Raw genomic sequence first — 18648 nt, 5'->3', positions numbered from 1 at the left:
GAGACCGCGCAGCACCTCCGCGGCCTTGCGGAACGCGGCGGGGTCGACGGCGGGGCCGGGAACCGTGAGCGGGGCGCCGGACTCCAGCGCCGGCGCGCCGCCGCTCTTGGCGACGCGGCGGCTCTCCAGCGCGCTGGCCCGGCCGGTCTCGGCGGTGGCGTAGCGGCGCAGCAGGTCGGCGTGCTCGGTGCGGAGGCGGGCCAGCTCGGCGCGCTTGCCGCGCAGCTTGGACTCCAGCCGGGCCTTGGCCGCCCGGGTGTCCTCCAGATCCGTTTCGAGCTCGGCTATGCGCTCCTCGGTCTTCCACTCGTCGCGAGTGCGGGCGGCGGTGAGCTGGGCGACCCGCTTCCCCGCGGTGCGGTCCCAACGGCGCATCAGCACGGCGCCGACCACCGCGGCGGCGGCAGCCGCCGCGGCGAGACCCCGGATGACGACCGTTTCACCTACCACCCAAGCACCGGCGGCGCAGGCGACGGATGTCGCGGCGACCGCCGATGGGGGAAGGAGCCTGTGCAGGGATGGCGAATGGCGGTGGCGTCCTCGTGGCATGGCCTGAAACTTACCGTGCGTCGCCTCGGGAGTGTGACTCCACCACGAAACTGTTCCCTTGATCTTACTTGTCGCCTACACCTCTCACTTCGTCAGCAGCCCCTTCTCCTTGAGGTACTGCGCGGCGACATCGGCGGGCTTGAGCCGCTGCGCATCCACCTTCTTGTTGAGTTCGGTGAGATCTTCCGTGGTCAGCACCCTGGTGAGCTTCGCGAGGGCGTCCGCGACCTTCTGCGAACCCGCCTTCTGTGCATTCACCACGGGCAGGACGTTGTCGGAGTTCTGGAGCTTCTTGTCGTCCTTGAGCAGGACCAATCCGAACTGTTCGAGCGTGGCGTCCGTGGTCGTGGTCAGGAGCAGCTGGGCCTTGCCGTCCTTGACCGCCTGCTTGGCCTGGACGCTGCCCACCTCCAGCGGGGCGATGCCCGTGACGCGGATGCCGTACGTCTTCTCCAGGCCGGGCTGGCAGAAGGGCCGCTGCGGGCATTCGTCACCGGCCGCCAGCTTGACCTCCTGACCCGACTTTCCCAGGTCGGAAAGCGTCTTGAGCTGGTGTTTCTCCGCGAACTCCGCGGTGACCGCGAAGGCGTTCTGATCGACCGCGCGGCCGGGGTCGAGCACCTTCAGTCCGCGCGGCTCCGCGAGTTTCCGCAGGGCCTTCACCGTGGCGTCGGCGTCGGCGGACGCGACGGCAGGGGCATCCTTGCCGTTCTGCTTCTTGTTCAGGAATTCGGCGAGCGTCGCCGCATACTCCGGGACGACGTCGATCCGGCCCTTCTCCAACTCCGGTTCATAGAGCTCACGGGCCTCGGTGGTCTTGATCGTCGGGGAATATCCGGCGTCCTTCAGCAGGCCCGCGTATATCTCGGCGAGCACTCTGGACTCGGTGAACCCGGCCGAGCCGATGACCAGGGCGTTCTCCCCCGGTTTCGCCGATCCGCCGTCTCCTCCCCCGGACTTCTCCAGGCTGTCGCCGCCGCACGCGGCGAGACCGGCCGTCAGGACGGCGACGGCGGCCGTCGCCAGCAGGGCGCGGGGGGTCCGTGCCCGGCGCGGGGTGCTGCTCATGGGGAACTCCTTCGGTTCCGGCGGCCGCTCTCCGGCCGCCGTCGGTTCGCTGACCGGCGCCGCGCCTACCCCGGCACCGGGCCCGTACGCCGCCGCACCGGGTCGAACAGCCGCTCCGCCAGCATCAGCACGCCCTCGACGAGCAGCGCGAGCGCCGCGACCAGCACCGCGCCGGCCACCACCTGCGCGGTGTCGGTGAGCCGGAAGCCCGCCGTGATGATGCGGCCCAGGCCACCGCCGCCGGGCAGGGCGGCGAGCGTGGTCGTGGCGACGACCTGCACGGCGGCGGTCCGCACGCCCGTCACGATCAGCGGGAACGCCAGCGGGAGCTCCACGCGCGCGATGAGCTGACGGCCCGTCATCCCCATGCCGCGGGCCGCCTCGACCACATCGCGGTCCACCTCGCGCATGCCCACGTAGGCGTTGGTCAGCAGCGGGGGTATCGCGAACAGCACCAGCGCGATGACGGTCGGCCAGGAGCCGTGCGTGCCCAGCGGGCTGAGGAGCAACAGCACCAGCACCGCGAACGTGGGCACGGCGCGGCCCGCGTTGGAGATGTTGACCGCGAGGGCGCCGCCCTTGCCCAGATGGCCCAGCAGCACGGCCACCGGCAGCGCTATCGCGCAGGAGATCGCCAGGCACACCACCGTCAGGAAAAGGTGCTCGCCGAGCCGGTGCCACACGCCGTCCGTGCCCGACCAGTGCGCGCCGGTGGCCAGCCACGACCACGTGCGCTCCACGACGCCCATCAGACCGCCCCCTTGCCCGCGCGCGTCCACGGCGTCAGCAGCCGCTGGACGAGCAGCAGGATCAGATCCGCCGCGACGGCCAGCGCGACGCACAGCACCGACGCGGTGAGCACCTGCGCCTTGAAATAGCTGTGCATGCCGTCGTAGACGAGATTGCCCAGGCCGCCGTAGTGCAGGATCGCGCCGACCGTGGTGAGCGAGATCGTGGACACCGTGGTGATCCGCAGACCCGCCATCAGGGCGGGGAGCGCCAGCGGCAGTTCCACCCCGAAGAGCAGGCGCACCGGGCCGTAGCCCATGCCGCGCGCCGCCTCCCGCGCCTCCTCCGGCACCGCCGCGAGCCCCGCCAGGATGTTCCGCACGAGGATCGTCAGCGAATAGAGCACGAGGCCCGTGACCACCACCGCCACCGACAGCCCGAAGAACGGCACCAGCAGCGAGAACATCGCCAGCGACGGCACCGTGTAGAGCACGGTGGTCAGGCCCAGGACCGGGCCCGCCGCGGCGCGCCACCTGCGGGCCAGCAGCGCGAGCGGAAAGGCCACGAGCAGCCCTATGGCCACCGACGCGAGCGTGATCCCGACGTGCTGGAGCGTGGCGTCCGTCAACTCCTGGCCCCTGGTCCGCAGATACTCGCCGCAGATCCAGTCATTGCTGATCAGGCAGGACTGCCCCGCCATGCGCTCCCACCTCCCCCTGGCCGTACGACCCACGGTTTGCCGGTCGCCGTCGACCCTAACCCGGGGCACTGACATTCGAGCCGGCCGCCACACAAAGGCAACAATGTCCGGAGCGAGTACGGCCAGAATGGGGAACCATGATCCGCTTCGAGCACGTCACCAAGCGCTACGCCGACGGCACGACCGCCGTGGACGACCTGTCCTTCGAAGTGGCGGAGGGCGAGCTCATCACGCTCGTGGGGCCCTCGGGGTGCGGCAAGACCACCACGATGAAGATGGTCAACCGGCTCATCGAACCCACGTCGGGCCGGATCCTCCTCGACGGCGCGGACATCGCCGGCGTCGACCCCGTCGAGCTGCGGCGCCGCATCGGCTACGTCATCCAGCAGGTCGGGCTCTTCCCGCACAAGACCGTGCTGGAGAACACGGCGACCGTCCCCCACCTGCTGGGCTGGCAGCGCAAGAAGGCCCGGGACCGGGCCGCCGAACTCCTCGACCTCGTCGGGCTCGACCCCGCCGTCCACGGCTCCCGCTACCCCCACCAGCTCTCCGGCGGGCAGCGGCAGCGGGTCGGCGTCGCCCGGGCCCTCGCCGCCGACCCGCCCGTCCTGCTCATGGACGAACCGTTCGGGGCGGTCGACCCCGTGGTGCGGGAACGGCTCCAGAACGAGTTCCTGCGGCTGCAGTCGCAGGTGCGCAAGACCGTGCTGTTCGTCACGCACGACATAGAGGAAGCGGTGCGGCTCGGCGACCGCATCGCCGTCTACGGGCACGGCCGCATCGAGCAGTTCGACGCGCCCGCCACGGTGCTGGGCGCGCCCGCCACGCCGTACGTCGCCGACTTCGTCGGGGCCGACCGGGGGCTCAAGCGGCTCTCCGTCACCCCCATCGAGGAAGGCGACCTCGAACAGCCTCCGGTCGTGCGGCTGGACGACACCGCCGCCACGGCCGCCGCCGCCCTCGCCGCGGACGGCGCTCGGTGGGCCGTCGTCCTCGGCGACTCCGGGCGGCTGCACGGCTGGGTCTCGGCGGAGGCCCTCGCGGGCGGCGACGGAACGGTACGGGACCGGGCCCGCCGCATGGACGCCTGGCTCCCCGTCGGCGCCTCCCTCAAACAGGCCTTCAGCACGATGCTGCAGCACGACGCGGGCTGGATCGCCGTCCTCGACGGCGAAGCGACGGACCGGTTCGTCGGCGTCCTGACGCCGGCCAGGCTGCATGAGGCGCTGCGCCGCTCGATCGACGCCGACGCGCGGGGCGCCGCGCGCGGCGACGTGGATCTGGAGAACATCCCTGGGGCGTAGCTCCAGCGGCGGTGTCCGGCGGTGCCGAACCGGCACCCTTCACCCCCGGTCCGGGAGACCGCGGCGCTAGCCGCGGACCGTGCCCGGGCCGCCCTGGCCGTCTTCGTCGTCCTCGGGGAGTTTGCAGACGCGTTCCAGGAAGAACGCCGCGGCGATCACGGCGATGCCTGCCACGACGGACGCGCCGGCGTAGATGACCTGGTCGCGGCGGGGTTCGACGTCCAGGCCGTCGAGGCCCAGGAAGACGCCGACGCCGCCGTACATGCCGGCGACGAGCGCGGCGACCAGCGCGCTGGCCTGGCCGAAGACGACCGCTCGGGCGGCCACGAGCGGATCGACGCCCTTCGCGCCGGGACGCCGCTCGCGCTGCGCCCGCAGCCGGGCGCGCAGCGAGAGCGCCGTGGCCGCGAGGACGACGGCGATGACCGCCAGCACGATGGGCGCGGCCACCGGCACCCGCGGCAGCGTGCCGACCGAGTCCCACAGCCGGGCGCCCGCCCAGGAGAGGACGCCGGCCACGGCGAACAGCCCGGCCAGCACCCCGATCCGCAGTTGCCTCACCGAGCCGTCGCTCCTCATCTCGTCATCCCGATCGCGATCGCCTTCTCACGCAGTCCAACGACTACAACCGACTACAACGACTACTCGGGCAGTCGGAGTTCCAGGTCGACACGGGGCTGCACACCCTCCGTGCCGACGGCCGCGAGCAGCTCGACGACCGCGCCCCGGCCCGGGACGACGGCCTCGGGGTCGACGTCGTGCCAGGGGGCGAGGACGAAGGCGCGCTCGTGGGCGCGCGGGTGCGGCAGGGTGAGGACGGGGTCGGCGGAGACGACGTCCTGGTAGGCGACGATGTCGACATCGAGCGTGCGCGGGCCCCAGCGCTCGTCCCGCACCCGCTCGAACGCCTCCTCGATGGCGTGGCCGCGCTCCAGCAGGGAGTCCGGCGGGAGGGTGGTCTTCACGAGGACGACGGCGTTGAAGTACGAGGGCTGGGTGCCGGGCTCGACGCCCCACGGCTCGGTCTCGTAGACCGGGGAGACGGCCTTGACCCGGAGGCCGGGCGTGTCCTCAAGGGCGTCGATGGCGCCCTGGAGGGTCTCCAGGCGGTTGCCGAGGTTGCTGCCCAGGGAGATCACGGCTCGTTTGGGATTGCTCAGGGTCACGTCCGCCGCGTCCACCTGCTCCACCACGGAGGCGGGCACCGGCTGCACGGTCGGGTCGCTGCTGCTCATACTCGGCTCCGCGTAATAGTGATCGTCACATCGTCAAAGGGCACGGTGATGGGGGCGTCCGGCTTGTGGACGGTCACCTCCACCTCGCGCACGGCGTCGTGCTGGAGGCAGTTCCGGGCGATTCGCTCGGCCAGGGTCTCGATGAGGTCGACGGGCTCGCCCTGGACGATGCCGACCACTTCCTCCGCGACGATGCCGTAGTGCACGGTCTTCGTGAGGTCGTCGGAGGCGGCGGCGGGCCGGGTGTCCAGGCTCAGGACGAGGTCCACGATGAAGGTCTGGCCCTCTTCGCGCTCCTTGGGGAACACGCCGTGGTGTCCACGGGCCTTCAGGCCGCGCAGCGCGACACGATCCACACGAATCACTCCTGCTGGTCGTCGGACGGGGGGCACCTCCGATGGCCGGTACCCACGTCGAATCTACCTGCGAGCACCGACAGCGCTCACACACGGAGGCTGGGGATTTATGCACATATTCACAGATGCTTCAGCACGTTCCGGGCTCATTCGGACGCCCGCCGTGCCGGGCCGGTCACGACTCCCGCCGCGCTTACCCGCGGACCCCGTCCCCCACCCCTACCCGGCCGCCGAGCAGCCCGAACGAGTGAGGAAGCCCCACTGCGCTGACGCCTCGCGACCCCTCCAGGGGCACGGCGCAACGCGAGATACGTCACGCCCCGGGAATACCGTCCGCCCCGCCGTTCGCACCGTTCGCACCGTCTTCGTCCTCTTCCTCGTCGCGCCCGGCGAGGACCGGCGAACCGTGGTGCGACCACACCTTCCACTCCTCGCCGACGCGCCGGAAGGCGTTCGTCGCCACGACCAGCTGGCCGACGAGGGGCCCCAGCTCGCCCTCCTCCTCGGCCGGGCCGCCGCTGAGGATGTTCTCCGTGCAGGTCACGAGCGCCGTGTCACCGGCGACGGCCACCTCGACGTCGGTCAGGAAGAACTGGATGTAGTCCGTGCTCGCCATGATCAGCGCATAGGAACGGAGCACCTCGCTCCGCCCACGCAGCACCGGCCACCCCGGGTGGACGCACGACACCTCGGCGTCCGGGTCGTCCAGCCACAGCCGGCCCATCGCCGCCGTGTCGCCGCGCTCCACCGCCTCGTACAGCGCGGTGTTCGCCAGCTCGACCTGCTCGCTGTCCGTACGGGCAGTGCTCACATGCCCCCCTCGGCGCCCGACGCGCCCGCCGCACCCGCCGGCCGCGGCGGCTCCGCGGCCTCGGCGATCTCCTCGGACTTCGCGGCCTCCTGCACCGCCCGCACCACGCGCACCGCGTCCGCGCTGGCCCGCACCTCGTGCACCCGCACCGCCCACGCGCCCTCGCGCGCCGCGAGCGCGGAGACCGCGGCCGTCGCGGCGTCCCGCTCGCGGGCCGGCGGCGGCTCGTTCCCGGGGCCGGCCAGCACCCGGCCGAGGAAGCGCTTACGGGAGGCGGCCACGAGCATCGGCAGCTCCAGCTCCCGGCGCAGCCGCGCCAGGCCCGCGACCAGGGCCAGGTCGTGCTCGGCGTTCTTGGCGAAGCCCAGGCCGGGATCGACGACGAGCCGGTCCGGGTCGACGCCGCCCTCGACCACGGCGTCCAGCCGCTCCCGGAGCTCGGCGAGGACCTCGCCGACCACGTCGCCGTAGACGGCCCGGCTGTTCATGTCGGCGCTGAAGCCGCGCCAGTGCATCACCACGAAGGGCACCCGGGCCGTGGCCACGACGGGCACCATCGCCGGGTCCGCGAGGCCGCCGCTCACGTCGTTGACCAGGGTCGCCCCGGCCTCCACGGCCGCCTCCGCGACCGAGGCGCGCATGGTGTCCACCGACACCACGGCCCCCTCGGCCACCAACTCGCGGACCACGGGCACGACCCGGCGCAGCTCCTCGCCCTCGTCGACCCGCGAGGCGCCGGGGCGGGTGGACTCGCCACCCACGTCGACCAGGTCCGCACCACCCGCGATCAGGTCCAGCCCGCGCTTGACCGCGAGTTCGGTGTCGAACCAGCGCCCGCCGTCGGAGAACGAGTCCGGCGTGACGTTGACGACGCCCATCACCGCACAGCGATTCCACTCGGGCAGACCGACGGGCCCCAGGCGACCGCGCAAGGTACTCATGGGTCCAGCCTAGGGCGTGCCGCAAAGAGGAGTGCCCCCGACCGGAAGCCGGTCGGGGGCACTGCCGCACACGCGTTTCAGCGGGATCACCACGGCGCGCTCGCGGGGCGCTCACGCCGCGCGGGTGACCTCCGCGGCCGACACCTGCTCATCGGCGTCCTCCAGGACGTCCTTCGGCGGAGCGGGGCGGCGGCGCAGCAGGCGCGGCAGCTCCAGGAAGCCCTCCGCCTGCATCATCGCGAAGCCGATGCGGGGCAGGTCGCGGCTGTTCGGGAAGACGATGAAGCGGGGCTCCCAGCGGGGCCGGAACTTCTCGTTGAACTTGTACAGCGACTCGATCTGGAACCAGCGCGAGAGGAAGACCAGCACCGAGCGCTGGATGCGCACGACCGGGCCGGCGCCCAGCTTGCCGCCGCGCTCCAGGGCGGAGCGGAAGAACGCGAAGTTCAGCGACAGGCGCTTGATCTTGAGCTCGGGCGCGGCCTGGAGGAAGGCGACGATGAGGAGCTCGTTCATGCCCGGGTCCGCGCTGCGGTCGCGGCGCATGAGCTCCAGCGAGCTGCCGTCCGGGCCCCACGGCACGTAGTGCTGCATGGCGCGGAGGTCGCCGAACGGGCAGTCCTCGCCCTCCTCCGGGTCCTTGTGGGCGGTGGCGATGATGGCGTCCAGGTCCTTCGGGTCGCCGATCCGGCCCAGGGCCATGGAGAAGCCGCGCTCGTCCTCGGTGTCGCGCCAGGCGTTGGCGGCCTTCTGGACGGCCTCCAGCTCCTCCGGCGTCAGGTCGCCGACGCGGCGCACCTTGGTGCTGTAGCCGTTGCGCTCGATGCGCTTGACCATCTGGCGGACGTTGCGCATGGAGCGGCCGGTCAGGGAGAAGTCGGACACCTCCACGATGGCCTCGTCACCCATCTCCAGGGCGTCGAGCCCTGTCTCGCGGGTCCACACCTCGCCACCGGTCTCGCTGCAGCCGGCGACGGCGGGCGTCCAGGAGTGGCGCTTGGCCAGCTCCATGAACTTCTCGATCGCGCCGGGCCAGGCCTCGACGTCACCGATCGGGTCACCGCTCGCGAGCATGACGCCGGAGACGACGCGGTAGGAGACGGCCGCCTTGCCCGACGGCGAGAAGACCACGCTCTTGTCGCGGCGCAGCGCGAAGTGGCCCAGCGAGTCGCGGGCACCGTGCTTGGCGAGCAGCTCGCGCAGCTTGTCCTCGTCCTCCTCGGTGAGGACGGCGGCCGGGTACGCGGGCATGAAGGCCAGGTAGGCGGTGGTGGCGACGGTCAGCAGACCGAGGGCGCCCAGGGAGTAGCCGACGGTGTAGTCGACGTGCTCGGTGTAGCGGATCGAGCCCTCGAAGCCGAAGAGGCCCCAGATCACGTGCTCGATCTGCTCGATCACCGGCGGGTCGCCGATCATCTGGTCCGGGTGCGAGCCGACGATCACCCAGCCGAGGCCGAAGCTGAACGCGCCCATCAGCACGAAGTTGGCCGCGACCTTCCAGCGGCTGCGCGGGTCCGGCAGCGCGTAGAAGGAGCTCTTGTGCCACACGAGGTAGATGAAGAGCAGCAGCGACAGGATGGCGCCGATGTAGGAGTGGCGGTAGACGAGCTGTGCGGCCGCGCCGATGGGCAGCAGCACCACGGCGGCGAGCCAGGCGCGCTGCTTGGCCCGCTTGAGACCGTGGGCCAGCATCAGCAGCAGGACGCCGACGATGATCGAACCGGCGGCGGCGAGCTGGGTCACCGAGCCGGGCAGCACCTCGGCGAGGCTGTGGACCTTGCTCCAGCGGAACCGCGGAACCACACCGGCAAGGATGTCGACCAGGCCGATGAGGGCAGCGACCGTTCCCACGACGGCAGGCACGTTCTCGGGCTTGGGCCCTCTGACGATACGCGCAAGCCTCGACAGTCGCTTGGTTCCCTCTGGAACCCCATCGGACTTTTTGCCATCTACCCTGACAGACATCTCTTCCCGTCGTCCTGTCGAGTGGACCTGCGCCATGCGGCGGCAGCGCCCGGACAATGTGCGCCCTGTAGGACGACGGTTTCGGGGTTGAGGTTCCGCGGGGGGCCGAGCCCGGAAAGACGTAACCATTCCGCGACTCGGCGCCGGGTCGCCTCGGCAGAAAGCACCTCATGGGTCTCACCAGCATGGCAGTCCTGATACTTGCCATCGTGGCTGCGATAGTGCTCTTCGCGTTGACCATCTGGCTCTGGCCACGCCTGGGCAAACGGAGCATCGGCTCCATACTCGGCAGGGTGGGCATGATGCTGGCCACGCAGCTCACCCTGTTCGCAGCGATCGGTCTCTGGGCCAACCAGTCCTTCGGCTTCTACGGCTCCTGGGCCGACCTCTTCGGTCAGGTCAAGGAGGAGGGCGTGGTCGTCGACCACAGCGCCGGCGGCAAGCGGGTGCAGGTCGTGAACACCCAGGCCGTCAAGGTGCCCCGCGGCAACGTCCCGCGCGTCGGCGGGAAGATCGAGAAGATCCAGGTCGCCGGCGTCGAATCCAAGATCAACGGCCCGGCGTACGTCTACCTGCCGCCGGAGTACTTCCAGCCGGAGTACGCGAACCGCAAGTTTCCCGCCTCCGTCGTCCTGACCGGCTACCCGGGCACCGCCGAGGCGCTCATCAAAGGGCTCGACTACCCCGTCCGCGCGCACAAGCTGAGCAAGGACAAGAAGATGCAGCCCACCATCCTGGTGATGATGCGTCCTTCCATCGTCGGCCAGCGCGACACCGAGTGCATGGACATACCGAACGGCCCGCAGGCCGAGACCTTCTTCACCAAGGACCTGCGCAAGGCCGTCGCCCAGCACTACCGCGTCGGCGACAAGGCCGCGAACTGGGGCATGATCGGCGACTCCACCGGCGGCTACTGCGCGCTGAAGATCGCCATGCGCCACCCGGACGCGTACAGCGCCGCGGCCGCGCTCTCCGGCTACTACAAGGCTCCGCAGGACCCGACGACCGGCTCCCTCTTCGGCGGCAGCAAGCAGCTGGAGAACGAGAACGACCTGCTGTGGCGGCTGAAGAACAAGGAGATGCCGCCGGTCTCGCTGCTGGTGACCACCAGCAAGCAGGGCGAGCACAACTACAAGGACACCCTGAAGTTCATCGACATGATCAAGGCTCCGGCCCGGGTCTCGTCGATCATCCTCGACACGGGTGGTCACAACTTCAACACGTGGCGTCGTGAGCTCAACCCGACGCTGAAGTGGATGGGCAGCCGCCTTTCCGCGTAGCGGTTCGCCGATACGTTCCGGTGACGCCCGTGGGCATTCCGCCGGACCCCCGCCGTCGTGGCTCGTCGCCGCTGCGGCGGGCATTTTTTTGCGCAGCAAAACCCCCGCCGCAACGGCGTGCAGCCACGACGCCGCTGTCCGGCGGTGCCGGACCGACCGCAGCCTCAGCGAGCCATGATGAGGCTCATCGCCTCCGCGCGCGTCGCGGGATCCCGCAGCTGGCCCCGGACCGCAGAGGTCAGCGTCTTCGCGCCCGGCTTGCGGATGCCCCGCATCGACATGCACATGTGCTCGCACTCGATGACCACGACCACGCCCCGCGGCTCCAGGATCTCCATCAGGGAGTCCGCGATCTGCGTGGTGAGCCGCTCCTGGACCTGGGGGCGGCGGGCGAAGACGTCCACGAGGCGGGCGAGCTTCGACAGGCCGGTGATCTTCCCGCTGGTCGACGGGATGTAGCCGACGTGCGCCACGCCGTGGAACGGCACCAGATGGTGCTCGCACGTGCTGTAGACCTCGATGTCGCGGACGAGCACCATCTCGTCGTGACCGAGGTCGAACGTCGTGGTCAGCACGTCCTCCGGCTCCTGCCAGAGACCCGCGAATATCTCCTTGTACGCGCGCGCCACCCGCGCCGGCGTCTCCCGCAGGCCCTCCCGGTCCGGGTCCTCGCCCACGGCGAGCAACAGCTCCCGCACCGCGTTCTCGGCGCGCTTCTCGTCGAATGCGCCGACGCTCCGCTCGGCGTCCAGCGTCACCGGGTCGGTCATGGAGTGCCTCGTTCTCTCGTACGTATGTACCAACCGGCACCGCCCGGATAAACGGGATGCCGCGTCCACCAGGCTAAAACCTGGGTGACGCGGCATCCATTCCGGGCCCTGTGGTGCAGGGCCCGTGAGCCCTACGTGACGGCTGCGATCAGCTCTCCGGGCGGGTGTCGTCCGGAAGGCCGACCTGCTCGATCGCCTGGCCGCCGTTGCTCGGGGCGAGCTCCTTGGGGGAGAGCACCGGCGGGCGGGTGGACGGGGTGCGGCGCGAGGAGCCGGTCCACGCCGGGCGGGCGGGGCGCCGGACCACGTGCTTGAAGATCTCGGCGATCTCCTCCTTGTTCAGCGTCTCCTTCTCCAGGAGGGCCAGAACCAGGTTGTCGAGGATGTCGCGGTTCTCGACGAGGATCTCCCACGCCTCGTTGTGCGCGGTCTCGATGAGCTTCTTGACCTCTTCGTCGACCAGCGCGGCGACCTCTTCGGAGTAGTCGCGCTGGTGCGACATCTCGCGGCCCAGGAACGGCTCGGAGTTGTCGGAGCCGAACTTGATCGCGCCGAGGCGCTCGGTCATGCCGTACTGCGTGACCATCGCGCGGGCCGTGGCCGTGGCCTTCTCGATGTCGTTGGCGGCACCGGTGGTCGGGTCGTGGAAGACGAGCTCCTCCGCGGCGCGGCCGCCCAGCATGTACGCCAGCTGGTCGAGCATTTCATTGCGCGTGGTGGAGTACTTGTCCTCGTCGGGGAGGACCATGGTGTAGCCGAGGGCGCGGCCGCGGGACAGGATCGTGATCTTGTGCACCGGGTCGGAGTTCGGGGAGGCCGCCGCGACCAGGGCGTGACCGCCCTCGTGGTACGCGGTGATCTTCTTCTCCTTGTCGCTCATGATCCGGGTCCGCTTCTGCGGGCCGGCCACGACGCGATCGATCGCCTCGTCCAGCATGTGGTTGTCGATCAGCTTCCGGTCGCTGCGGGCCGTCAGCAGGGCGGCCTCGTTCAGCACGTTGGAGAGATCGGCACCGGTGAAGCCGGGGGTGCGGCGGGCGACGGCCGACAGGTCGACGTCCGGGGCGACCGGCTTGCCCTTCTGGTGGACCTTGAGGATCTCCAGACGGCCCTGCATGTCCGGGCGGTCGACGGCGATCTGCCGGTCGAAGCGGCCGGGGCGCAGCAGCGCCGGGTCGAGGATGTCGGGCCGGTTCGTGGCGGCGATCAGGATGACGCCGCCCTTCACGTCGAAGCCGTCCATCTCGACGAGGAGCTGGTTCAGGGTCTGCTCGCGCTCGTCGTGACCGCCGCCGAGGCCGGCGCCGCGGTGGCGGCCGACCGCGTCGATCTCGTCGACGAAGACGATGGCCGGGGCGTTGGCCTTGGCCTGCTCGAAGAGGTCACGGACGCGCGAGGCGCCGACACCCACGAACATCTCGACGAAGTCGGAGCCGGAGATCGAGTAGAAGGGCACGCCCGCCTCGCCGGCGACGGCGCGCGCGAGCAGGGTCTTGCCCGTGCCGGGCGGGCCGTAGAGCAGCACGCCCTTGGGGATCTTGGCGCCGACGGCCTGGAACTTCGCCGGCTCCTGCAGGAACTCCTTGATCTCGTGGAGCTCCTCGACGGCCTCGTCGGCGCCGGCGACGTCGGCGAAGGTCGTCTTGGGGGTGTCCTTGGTGATCAGCTTGGCCTTGGACTTCCCGAAGTTCATGACCCGGGAGCCGCCGCCCTGCATCTGATTCATCAGGAACAGGAAGACCACGACGATGAGGACGAACGGCAGCAACGACAGCAGGACGCCGATGAACGGGTTCTGCTTGGACGTCGAGACGTTGTATCCCTCCGGGATCATGTTCTTCTCGGCGTTGGCCTGCAGGGACTTGGCGATGTCGACGCCCTGCTCGCCGATGTAGTTCGCCTGGATCTTGCTGGAGCCCTTGACCTTCTGGCCGTCCTTGAGCTCAACCTTGATCTTGTTCTCGTCACCGGTCGTCAGCTCGGCCGATTTCACCAGGTCCTTGTTGATCGCATTGACGACCTGGCTGGTGTCCACCGACTTGTAGCCGCCGCCGGAGCCGACGACCTGCATCAACACGACCACGGCGAGGACGGCCAGCACGATCCACATGACCGGCCCACGGAAGTAGCGCTTCACGTCCATCCATACGGGGCGCAAGCGCCCCGTCCCTCCTGCCACAGTGAGGCACGGCCAGCCCCTCGACGGGGTGCCTGTGCGTACGGTGTCCTGCTCGACCTTGAAAGCTTGACTTGAAAGTCTGAAAAAGACTGACCTTCGGACGGTACCCCAGCATTGTCTCCCGACGCCGCTGCAGACGGTCAACCAACCCGCCTTACCCTGCTCCAACGGCGGGAACCGTCATTCGGTTCCCGCGTGCCGGGTGGGGTGGCCCGCACCGAGGGCCCGGAGCTCAGCCGCCGTAGACGTGCGGCGCGAGCGTGCCCACGAAGGGCAGGTTGCGGTACTTCTCGGCGAAGTCGAGACCATAGCCGACGACGAACTCGTTGGGGATGTCGAAGCCGACCCACTTGACGTCGATCGCGACCTTGGCCGCCTCCGGCTTGCGCAGGAGGGTGACGACGTTGAGCGAGGCGGGCTCGCGCGAGCCGAGGTTCGACAGCAGCCACGACAGGGTCAGGCCGGAGTCGATGATGTCCTCGACGATCAGGACGTCCTTGCCCTTGATGTCGGTGTCGAGGTCCTTGAGGATGCGGACCACACCGGAGGACTGGGTGCCCGCGCCGTACGAGGACACGGCCATCCAGTCCATCGTGACGGGGTTGGAGAGGGCGCGCGCCAGGTCGGCCATCACCATCACGGCGCCCTTGAGGACACCGACGATCAGCAGGTCCTTGCCCGCGTACTCCGCGTCGATCTTCGCCGCCAGCTCAGCCAGCTTCGCGTCGATCTCTTCCTTGGTGATGAGCACCGACTTGAGGTCGGTGCCCATGTCCTTGTCGTCCACCCGCGCCACTCTCGCTTGTCTACGGATCGTCCGGCTTTTCCGCGGCGAGCTGAGGCCCGTTCGTGACGTTCGTGCCCGTTCGAATCAGCCCTGCCGGAGGACCAGTCTGCCACCCTGCCTGCGGACCGCGACCCGCCCGGGCAGATTGATGGCTCCCTGACCACGCCATCCGGTGATCAGGCGGTCGACTTCCTCGATGTGCCGGGCGAAGAGCGAACCGGCCGGTGAACCCGCCGAGATGACCGCCCGGCGCAGCACGCGGCGGCGGACCGCGGGCGGCAGGGCGTAGAGCTTGGCGGTCTCCAGGGCGCCGCTGTCGTCCCGGACGGAGGGCTCCACGGCGGCGGCCCAGTCGTCCAGCGCGTCGGCGTCGTCCCGGGAGAGCTGGGCCGTGCGGGCGAGGGCCTCGATGACGCCCTTGCCGAGGGCCTTCTCCAGGACGGGGAGGGCTTCGTGGCGGACCCGGGAGCGGGTGTAGGCCGGGTCGGCGTTGTGCGGGTCGTCCCAGACGGGGAGGGACTGGACCATGCAGGCCTTGCGCGCGGTCTGCCGGTCGAGGCCGAGGAAGGGCCGGCGGTAGCGGCCGCCGACGCCGGAGGTCACGGCCATGCCGGCGAGGGAGCGGGTGCCGGAGCCGCGGGCGAGCCCGAGGAGGACCGTCTCCGCCTGGTCGTCCCGGGTGTGGCCGAGGAGGACGGCCGCGGCGCCGTGCCGCTCGGCGGCGGCGTCGAGGGCGGCGTAGCGCGCGTCGCGGGCGGCGGCCTCGGGCCCGCCGTCCCGGCCGACGTTGACGGTCAGCGCCTCGACGGGGTCGAGGTCGAAGGCCGCGAGGCGGCTCGCCACCTCCGCGGCGCGCAGGTCGGAGCCGTGCTGGAGGCCGTGGTCGACGGTGACTCCGCCGGCCCGGATGCCCAGCCGGGGCGCTTCGAAGGCCAGCGCGGAGGCGAGCGCCATGGAGTCCGCGCCGCCGGAGCAGGCGACGAGGACCAGCGGCTTGTGGCCTGCGGGGGCGGGGGGGACGGATGAGGGTGTGGTGGGGGTGAGGACGTCGTGAAGTACGCGGCGGACCGCCAGGCGTATCGCGGCGACCGCGGGATGTGGACCCATGTCCGTGTGTCCAATCGTTCCATATGGAGATCGTTCGGAGCTGCGCGAGCTACGAAGCCTCAGTCACGCTGTGTGCGTCGATGGTGACAGAAGCGAGCCATTACCCGAGCATCGCACGCCCACCCCTGGCTCACGGTCCCTCGGACGGGTGATTACGGAGGCGTTCTACCCGGAGGTGGAGCTTCCGGTTCACTGCTCTGTACGGCCGTGCACCCTCGTGACCCAGTCCGCCGGTTTGGCGATCTCCGCCTTGGTGGGCAGGGTGTTCGGGGATGTCCACACCCTGTTGAAACCGTCCATGCCGACCTCGTCGACCACGGCCCGCACGAAGCGCTCACCATCACGGTACTGGCGCAGCTTCGCATCCAGCCCCAGCAGCCTCCGCAGCGCCGCGTCCAGCCGGCCCGCGCCCTTCGCCCGCCGCTGCTGGAACTTCTCCCGGATCTCCGCCACCGACGGCACGACCTGCGGCCCCACGCCGTCCATCACGTAGTCCGCGTGGCCCTCCAGCAGCGACATCACCGCCGTCAGCCGGCCCAGGATCTCCCGCTGCGCGGGCGTCTGCACCAGATCCACGATGCTGCGCCCGCCCCCGTCCGCGCCGTCCTCCTCCGGAGGACGGCCACCCGCCAGCGACTGCGCCGCCTCCCGGATCCGCTCCAGCAGGGTGGCCGGGTCGACGTCCGTCTCCGCCAGGAACGCCTGGATCTCGCCCTCGACGTGATCGCGCAGCCAGGGCACGGCCGTGAACTGCGTCCGGTGCGTCTCCTCGTGCAGGCACACCCACAGCCGGAAGTCGTGCGGGTTCACGTCCAGCTCGCGCTCCACGTGGACGATGTTCGGCGCCACCAGCAGCAGCCGGCCCCCGCCCGCCGCCGAGCCCGGCAGGTCCCTGCTCGGCGGGGCGAACGTCTCGTACTGGCCGAGGACCCGGGAGGCCAGGAACGACAGCAGCATCCCCAGCTCCACGCCGGTCACCTTGCCGCCGACCGCGCCGAACACCGCCCCGCCGGGGACGTTCGCCCGTCGGTCCTGCATCTTCTCCAGCAGCGGGCCGAGGATCGCCCGGAACCCGGCCACGTTCGCCTTGATCCACCCCGCCCTGTCCACGACGAGGACGGGAGTGTCGCTCCCCGCGCCGCCCTCGCCCTTCCCGGCCTCGCCCTTCCCCGAGCCGCCGGGCCACATCCGGGTGAACTCCCTGACGTGCTCCTCGGACGTCGCCGCGTGCCGCCGCAACTCCGCGACGACCGCCCGCGCCTCCTCCCGGCTCACCTCCGGCCCGGGCCGTACGAACCGGGTCGCGGTCGCCACCGCGAGCTTCCAGTCGACCATCTCCGCACCACCGATGCTCGTCATGGCTTCACCGTACGTGGGCCGCTCCGCTCGGGGTAGCGAAGTGTCTCCGGCGGAGGCGGCGGGGGCCGGCGGTGCCGTACGAGCCGGGGTGCGCTCGGCACCGCCGGCTTCCCCGGCGGGGGTTGCGCGCCGTCGCGGCGGGAGAGCTGTGCGGGCTGTCCGACGTACGGCCTCGTGCCCCGTAAGGGGCGCGGGGAACTGCGCGACCAGCCACAGGCGGCCCGCAGCCGACCGGCCACCGCCCGCAGCGAAGCGCTCAGCGGCAGCCGCACCCTGCGACCGTAGTCGCAAGGCGATCGAGCGCCCCCTGGGCGGCCTCCCCGGACGCCGCCCCCGTCGTCATGAAGGCGAACGACAGCAACCGCCCGTCCGCGTCCACGACCGTGCCGGAGAGCGTGTTCACCCCCGTGAGCGTGCCGGTCTTGGCCCGGACGAGGCCGCGGCCCGCCGCGTCCGCCCCGTACCGCCCGCTGAGCGTCCCGCTGAAGCCCGCGACGGGCAGCCCCGTCAGGACGGGCCGCAGCTCCGGCCGGGCCGGATCCGCCGCCCGGGCGAGGAGCCCGGCCAGGAACGCCGCCGAGACGTGGTCCGCCCGGTCGAGCCCGCTGCCGTCGGCGATCCGCGCCCCGGACAGCGGCAGGCCGAGCTTCTCCAGGCGCGCGGTCACCGCCCTGGCCGCGCCCTCGAAGTCGGCCGGCTGCCCGGACGCGAGCGCGGTCTGCCGGGCCAGCGCCTCCGCGATGTCGTTGTCGCTGTTGGTGAGCGTGCGCTCGACGAGCGCGGACAGCGGCGGCGAGGACACCGAGGCGAGACGTTCCGCCTTGTCGCCCGCCCGCCCCGCGGCCGGGTCCCCGTCGACGTCCACGCCCGCGTCGCGCAGCATCCCGGCGAACTTCCGCGCCGCGTCCCCGGCCGGGTCCGTGGTGCGGTCGGCGGGGCCGTGGTCGGAGTCGTCCAGCCGGCCCTCGTCCACCATCAGGGCGCTGACCGGCGCGATGTTCTCGTTGGGCCCGATGGGGTGAAGGGCGGGCCCGGAATAGCGGGAGGCGTCGTAGGCGACCTTCACACGGCCCTTGCCGCGCTCCTTGAGGCCGCGGGCCGTCGCGTCGGCCAGCTCCTTCAGGCTCGCGGCGGCCGGCGCGCCCTCCTTCGCGGGGCGGGCCGTCAGCGTCGGGTCTCCCCCGCCGACCAGCACGACGGTGTCACCGTCGGCGACGGCGGTGGTCTCGATCCGGTGATCCGGGCCCAGCGCGGCGAGCGCCGCCGCGGCCGTGGCCGTCTTGATCGTGGAGGCCGGGGTGTACGGCGTGTCCTGGTCCGCCCCGTACAGCTGCTGCCCGGTCGCGACGTCCACGACGGCCGCCGACGTCTGCGCGCCCAGCGCCCCGTCCTTCAGCAGGCCCTCCAGCGCCCCCGCGAGGCCCTCCCGGGCCGGCAGCGGGGCCGTGGCCCGCCCGCCGAGGCCCGCGAGCACGGGGGGCGCGGCCGGGCGTACGGGGGCGCCGCCG

General features: G+C 71.2%; 18 protein-coding genes. 2 read left to right on the top strand and 16 right to left on the bottom strand.

Annotation, left to right across the window (positions count from 1 at the left end; all coding sequences use genetic code 11):
• The 4 genes from B7P34_RS29605 to B7P34_RS29590 all read right to left on the bottom strand — a co-directional run.
• Nucleotides 1-450 (bottom strand): hypothetical protein (locus B7P34_RS29605; protein ID WP_223268361.1); only part of this gene is annotated, 450 nt, incomplete at its 3' end.
• Nucleotides 451-633: 183 nt separating this feature from the next.
• Complete coding sequence (locus tag B7P34_RS29600; RefSeq protein ID WP_106681268.1) at nt 634-1617, bottom strand: ABC transporter substrate-binding protein; 984 nt, start codon at nt 1615-1617, stop codon at nt 634-636.
• Between the two features lie 65 nt (nt 1618-1682).
• Nucleotides 1683-2366, bottom strand: coding sequence for an ABC transporter permease (locus B7P34_RS29595; RefSeq protein WP_106681267.1), 684 nt, complete (start codon nt 2364-2366; stop codon nt 1683-1685).
• Entirely contained in the window at nt 2366-3046 is a 681-nt protein-coding gene (locus tag B7P34_RS29590; RefSeq protein ID WP_106681266.1) for an ABC transporter permease, read from the bottom strand. The genes B7P34_RS29595 and B7P34_RS29590 overlap by 1 nt, the downstream gene beginning before the upstream one ends.
• 137 nt (nt 3047-3183) lie before the next feature.
• Here B7P34_RS29590 and B7P34_RS29585 point away from each other — a divergent pair, with 137 nt between their 5' ends.
• Nucleotides 3184-4350, top strand: coding sequence for an ABC transporter ATP-binding protein (locus B7P34_RS29585; protein ID WP_106681265.1), 1167 nt, complete (start codon nt 3184-3186; stop codon nt 4348-4350).
• 66 nt (nt 4351-4416) lie between these two features.
• Here B7P34_RS29585 and B7P34_RS29580 read toward each other — a convergent pair whose 3' ends face one another.
• From B7P34_RS29580 to B7P34_RS29555, 6 genes are all read right to left on the bottom strand, one after another.
• Nucleotides 4417-4911 carry a DUF3180 domain-containing protein gene (locus tag B7P34_RS29580; protein WP_106681269.1) on the bottom strand — a complete coding sequence of 165 codons (495 nt, stop codon included), beginning with the start codon at nt 4909-4911 and terminating at the stop codon, nt 4417-4419.
• A gap of 80 nt (nt 4912-4991) precedes the next feature.
• Nucleotides 4992-5585, bottom strand: a complete 594-nt coding sequence (gene folK, locus B7P34_RS29575; RefSeq protein ID WP_106681264.1) for a 2-amino-4-hydroxy-6-hydroxymethyldihydropteridine diphosphokinase — start codon at nt 5583-5585, stop codon at nt 4992-4994.
• Entirely contained in the window at nt 5582-5947 is a 366-nt protein-coding gene (gene folB / locus B7P34_RS29570; RefSeq protein WP_223268363.1) for a dihydroneopterin aldolase, read from the bottom strand. The genes folK and folB overlap by 4 nt, the downstream gene beginning before the upstream one ends.
• A 307-nt stretch (nt 5948-6254) precedes the next feature.
• Nucleotides 6255-6752, bottom strand: coding sequence for a nuclear transport factor 2 family protein (locus B7P34_RS29565; RefSeq protein WP_106681262.1), 498 nt, complete (start codon nt 6750-6752; stop codon nt 6255-6257).
• On the bottom strand, nt 6749-7693 hold the full coding sequence (folP, locus tag B7P34_RS29560; RefSeq protein ID WP_106681261.1) for a dihydropteroate synthase: 945 nt from the start codon (nt 7691-7693) through the stop codon (nt 6749-6751). The genes B7P34_RS29565 and folP overlap by 4 nt, the downstream gene beginning before the upstream one ends.
• Before the next feature lie 111 nt (nt 7694-7804).
• The gene (locus tag B7P34_RS29555; protein ID WP_106681260.1) at nt 7805-9658 is read right to left on the bottom strand and encodes a phosphatidylglycerol lysyltransferase domain-containing protein; all 1854 of its coding nucleotides are present in this window, start codon (nt 9656-9658) and stop codon (nt 7805-7807) included.
• Between the two features lie 209 nt (nt 9659-9867).
• On the opposite strand from B7P34_RS29555, the gene B7P34_RS29550 reads away from it, so the two are divergent.
• The gene (locus B7P34_RS29550) at nt 9868-10938 is read left to right on the top strand and encodes an alpha/beta hydrolase (protein ID WP_223268360.1); all 1071 of its coding nucleotides are present in this window, start codon (nt 9868-9870) and stop codon (nt 10936-10938) included.
• A gap of 164 nt (nt 10939-11102) precedes the next feature.
• Here B7P34_RS29550 and folE read toward each other — a convergent pair whose 3' ends face one another.
• From folE to dacB, 6 genes are all read right to left on the bottom strand, one after another.
• Nucleotides 11103-11708, bottom strand: a complete 606-nt coding sequence (gene folE / locus B7P34_RS29545) for a GTP cyclohydrolase I FolE (RefSeq protein ID WP_106681258.1) — start codon at nt 11706-11708, stop codon at nt 11103-11105.
• Between the two features lie 148 nt (nt 11709-11856).
• Nucleotides 11857-13851, bottom strand: a complete 1995-nt coding sequence (ftsH, locus tag B7P34_RS29540) for an ATP-dependent zinc metalloprotease FtsH (RefSeq protein ID WP_106681257.1) — start codon at nt 13849-13851, stop codon at nt 11857-11859.
• 268 nt (nt 13852-14119) lie between these two features.
• Entirely contained in the window at nt 14120-14674 is a 555-nt protein-coding gene (hpt, locus tag B7P34_RS29535) for a hypoxanthine phosphoribosyltransferase (RefSeq protein ID WP_223268359.1), read from the bottom strand.
• Nucleotides 14675-14758: 84 nt separating this feature from the next.
• Nucleotides 14759-15781: a tRNA lysidine(34) synthetase TilS gene (tilS, locus tag B7P34_RS29530; RefSeq protein ID WP_106681256.1), complete on the bottom strand. Its 1023-nt coding sequence runs from the start codon at nt 15779-15781 to the stop codon at nt 14759-14761.
• A 189-nt stretch (nt 15782-15970) separates the two neighbouring features.
• Complete coding sequence (locus B7P34_RS29525) at nt 15971-17140, bottom strand: zinc-dependent metalloprotease (protein WP_106681255.1); 1170 nt, start codon at nt 17138-17140, stop codon at nt 15971-15973.
• 256 nt (nt 17141-17396) lie between these two features.
• A partial coding sequence (gene dacB / locus B7P34_RS29520; protein WP_106681254.1) for a D-alanyl-D-alanine carboxypeptidase/D-alanyl-D-alanine endopeptidase occupies nt 17397-18648 on the bottom strand: 1252 nt, incomplete at its 5' end.

The organism is Streptosporangium nondiastaticum (genome assembly GCF_003011965.1).
GTDB classification, from domain to species: Bacteria; Actinomycetota; Actinomycetes; order Streptomycetales; family Streptomycetaceae; genus Streptomyces; species Streptomyces nondiastaticus.
Note: the sequence above shows the minus strand (reverse complement) of the source record. Positions and strands in the feature narration are given on the sequence as shown.

Excerpts from the sequence above, each read along its gene's own strand:
- B7P34_RS29600 (WP_106681268.1), bottom strand. The coding sequence starts at position 1,617 with ATGAGCAGCACCCCGCGCCGGGCACGGACCCCCCGCGCCCTGCTGGCG.
- B7P34_RS29595 (WP_106681267.1), bottom strand. The coding sequence starts at position 2,366 with ATGGGCGTCGTGGAGCGCACGTGGTCGTGGCTGGCCACCGGCGCGCAC.
- B7P34_RS29590 (WP_106681266.1), bottom strand. The coding sequence starts at position 3,046 with ATGGCGGGGCAGTCCTGCCTGATCAGCAATGACTGGATCTGCGGCGAG.
- B7P34_RS29585 (WP_106681265.1), top strand. The coding sequence starts at position 3,184 with ATGATCCGCTTCGAGCACGTCACCAAGCGCTACGCCGACGGCACGACC.
- folK (WP_106681264.1), bottom strand. The coding sequence starts at position 5,585 with ATGAGCAGCAGCGACCCGACCGTGCAGCCGGTGCCCGCCTCCGTGGTG.
- folP (WP_106681261.1), bottom strand. The coding sequence starts at position 7,693 with ATGAGTACCTTGCGCGGTCGCCTGGGGCCCGTCGGTCTGCCCGAGTGG.
- B7P34_RS29555 (WP_106681260.1), bottom strand. The coding sequence starts at position 9,658 with ATGTCTGTCAGGGTAGATGGCAAAAAGTCCGATGGGGTTCCAGAGGGA.
- folE (WP_106681258.1), bottom strand. The coding sequence starts at position 11,708 with ATGACCGACCCGGTGACGCTGGACGCCGAGCGGAGCGTCGGCGCATTC.
- ftsH (WP_106681257.1), bottom strand. The coding sequence starts at position 13,851 with ATGGACGTGAAGCGCTACTTCCGTGGGCCGGTCATGTGGATCGTGCTG.
- tilS (WP_106681256.1), bottom strand. The coding sequence starts at position 15,781 with ATGGGTCCACATCCCGCGGTCGCCGCGATACGCCTGGCGGTCCGCCGC.
- B7P34_RS29525 (WP_106681255.1), bottom strand. The coding sequence starts at position 17,140 with ATGACGAGCATCGGTGGTGCGGAGATGGTCGACTGGAAGCTCGCGGTG.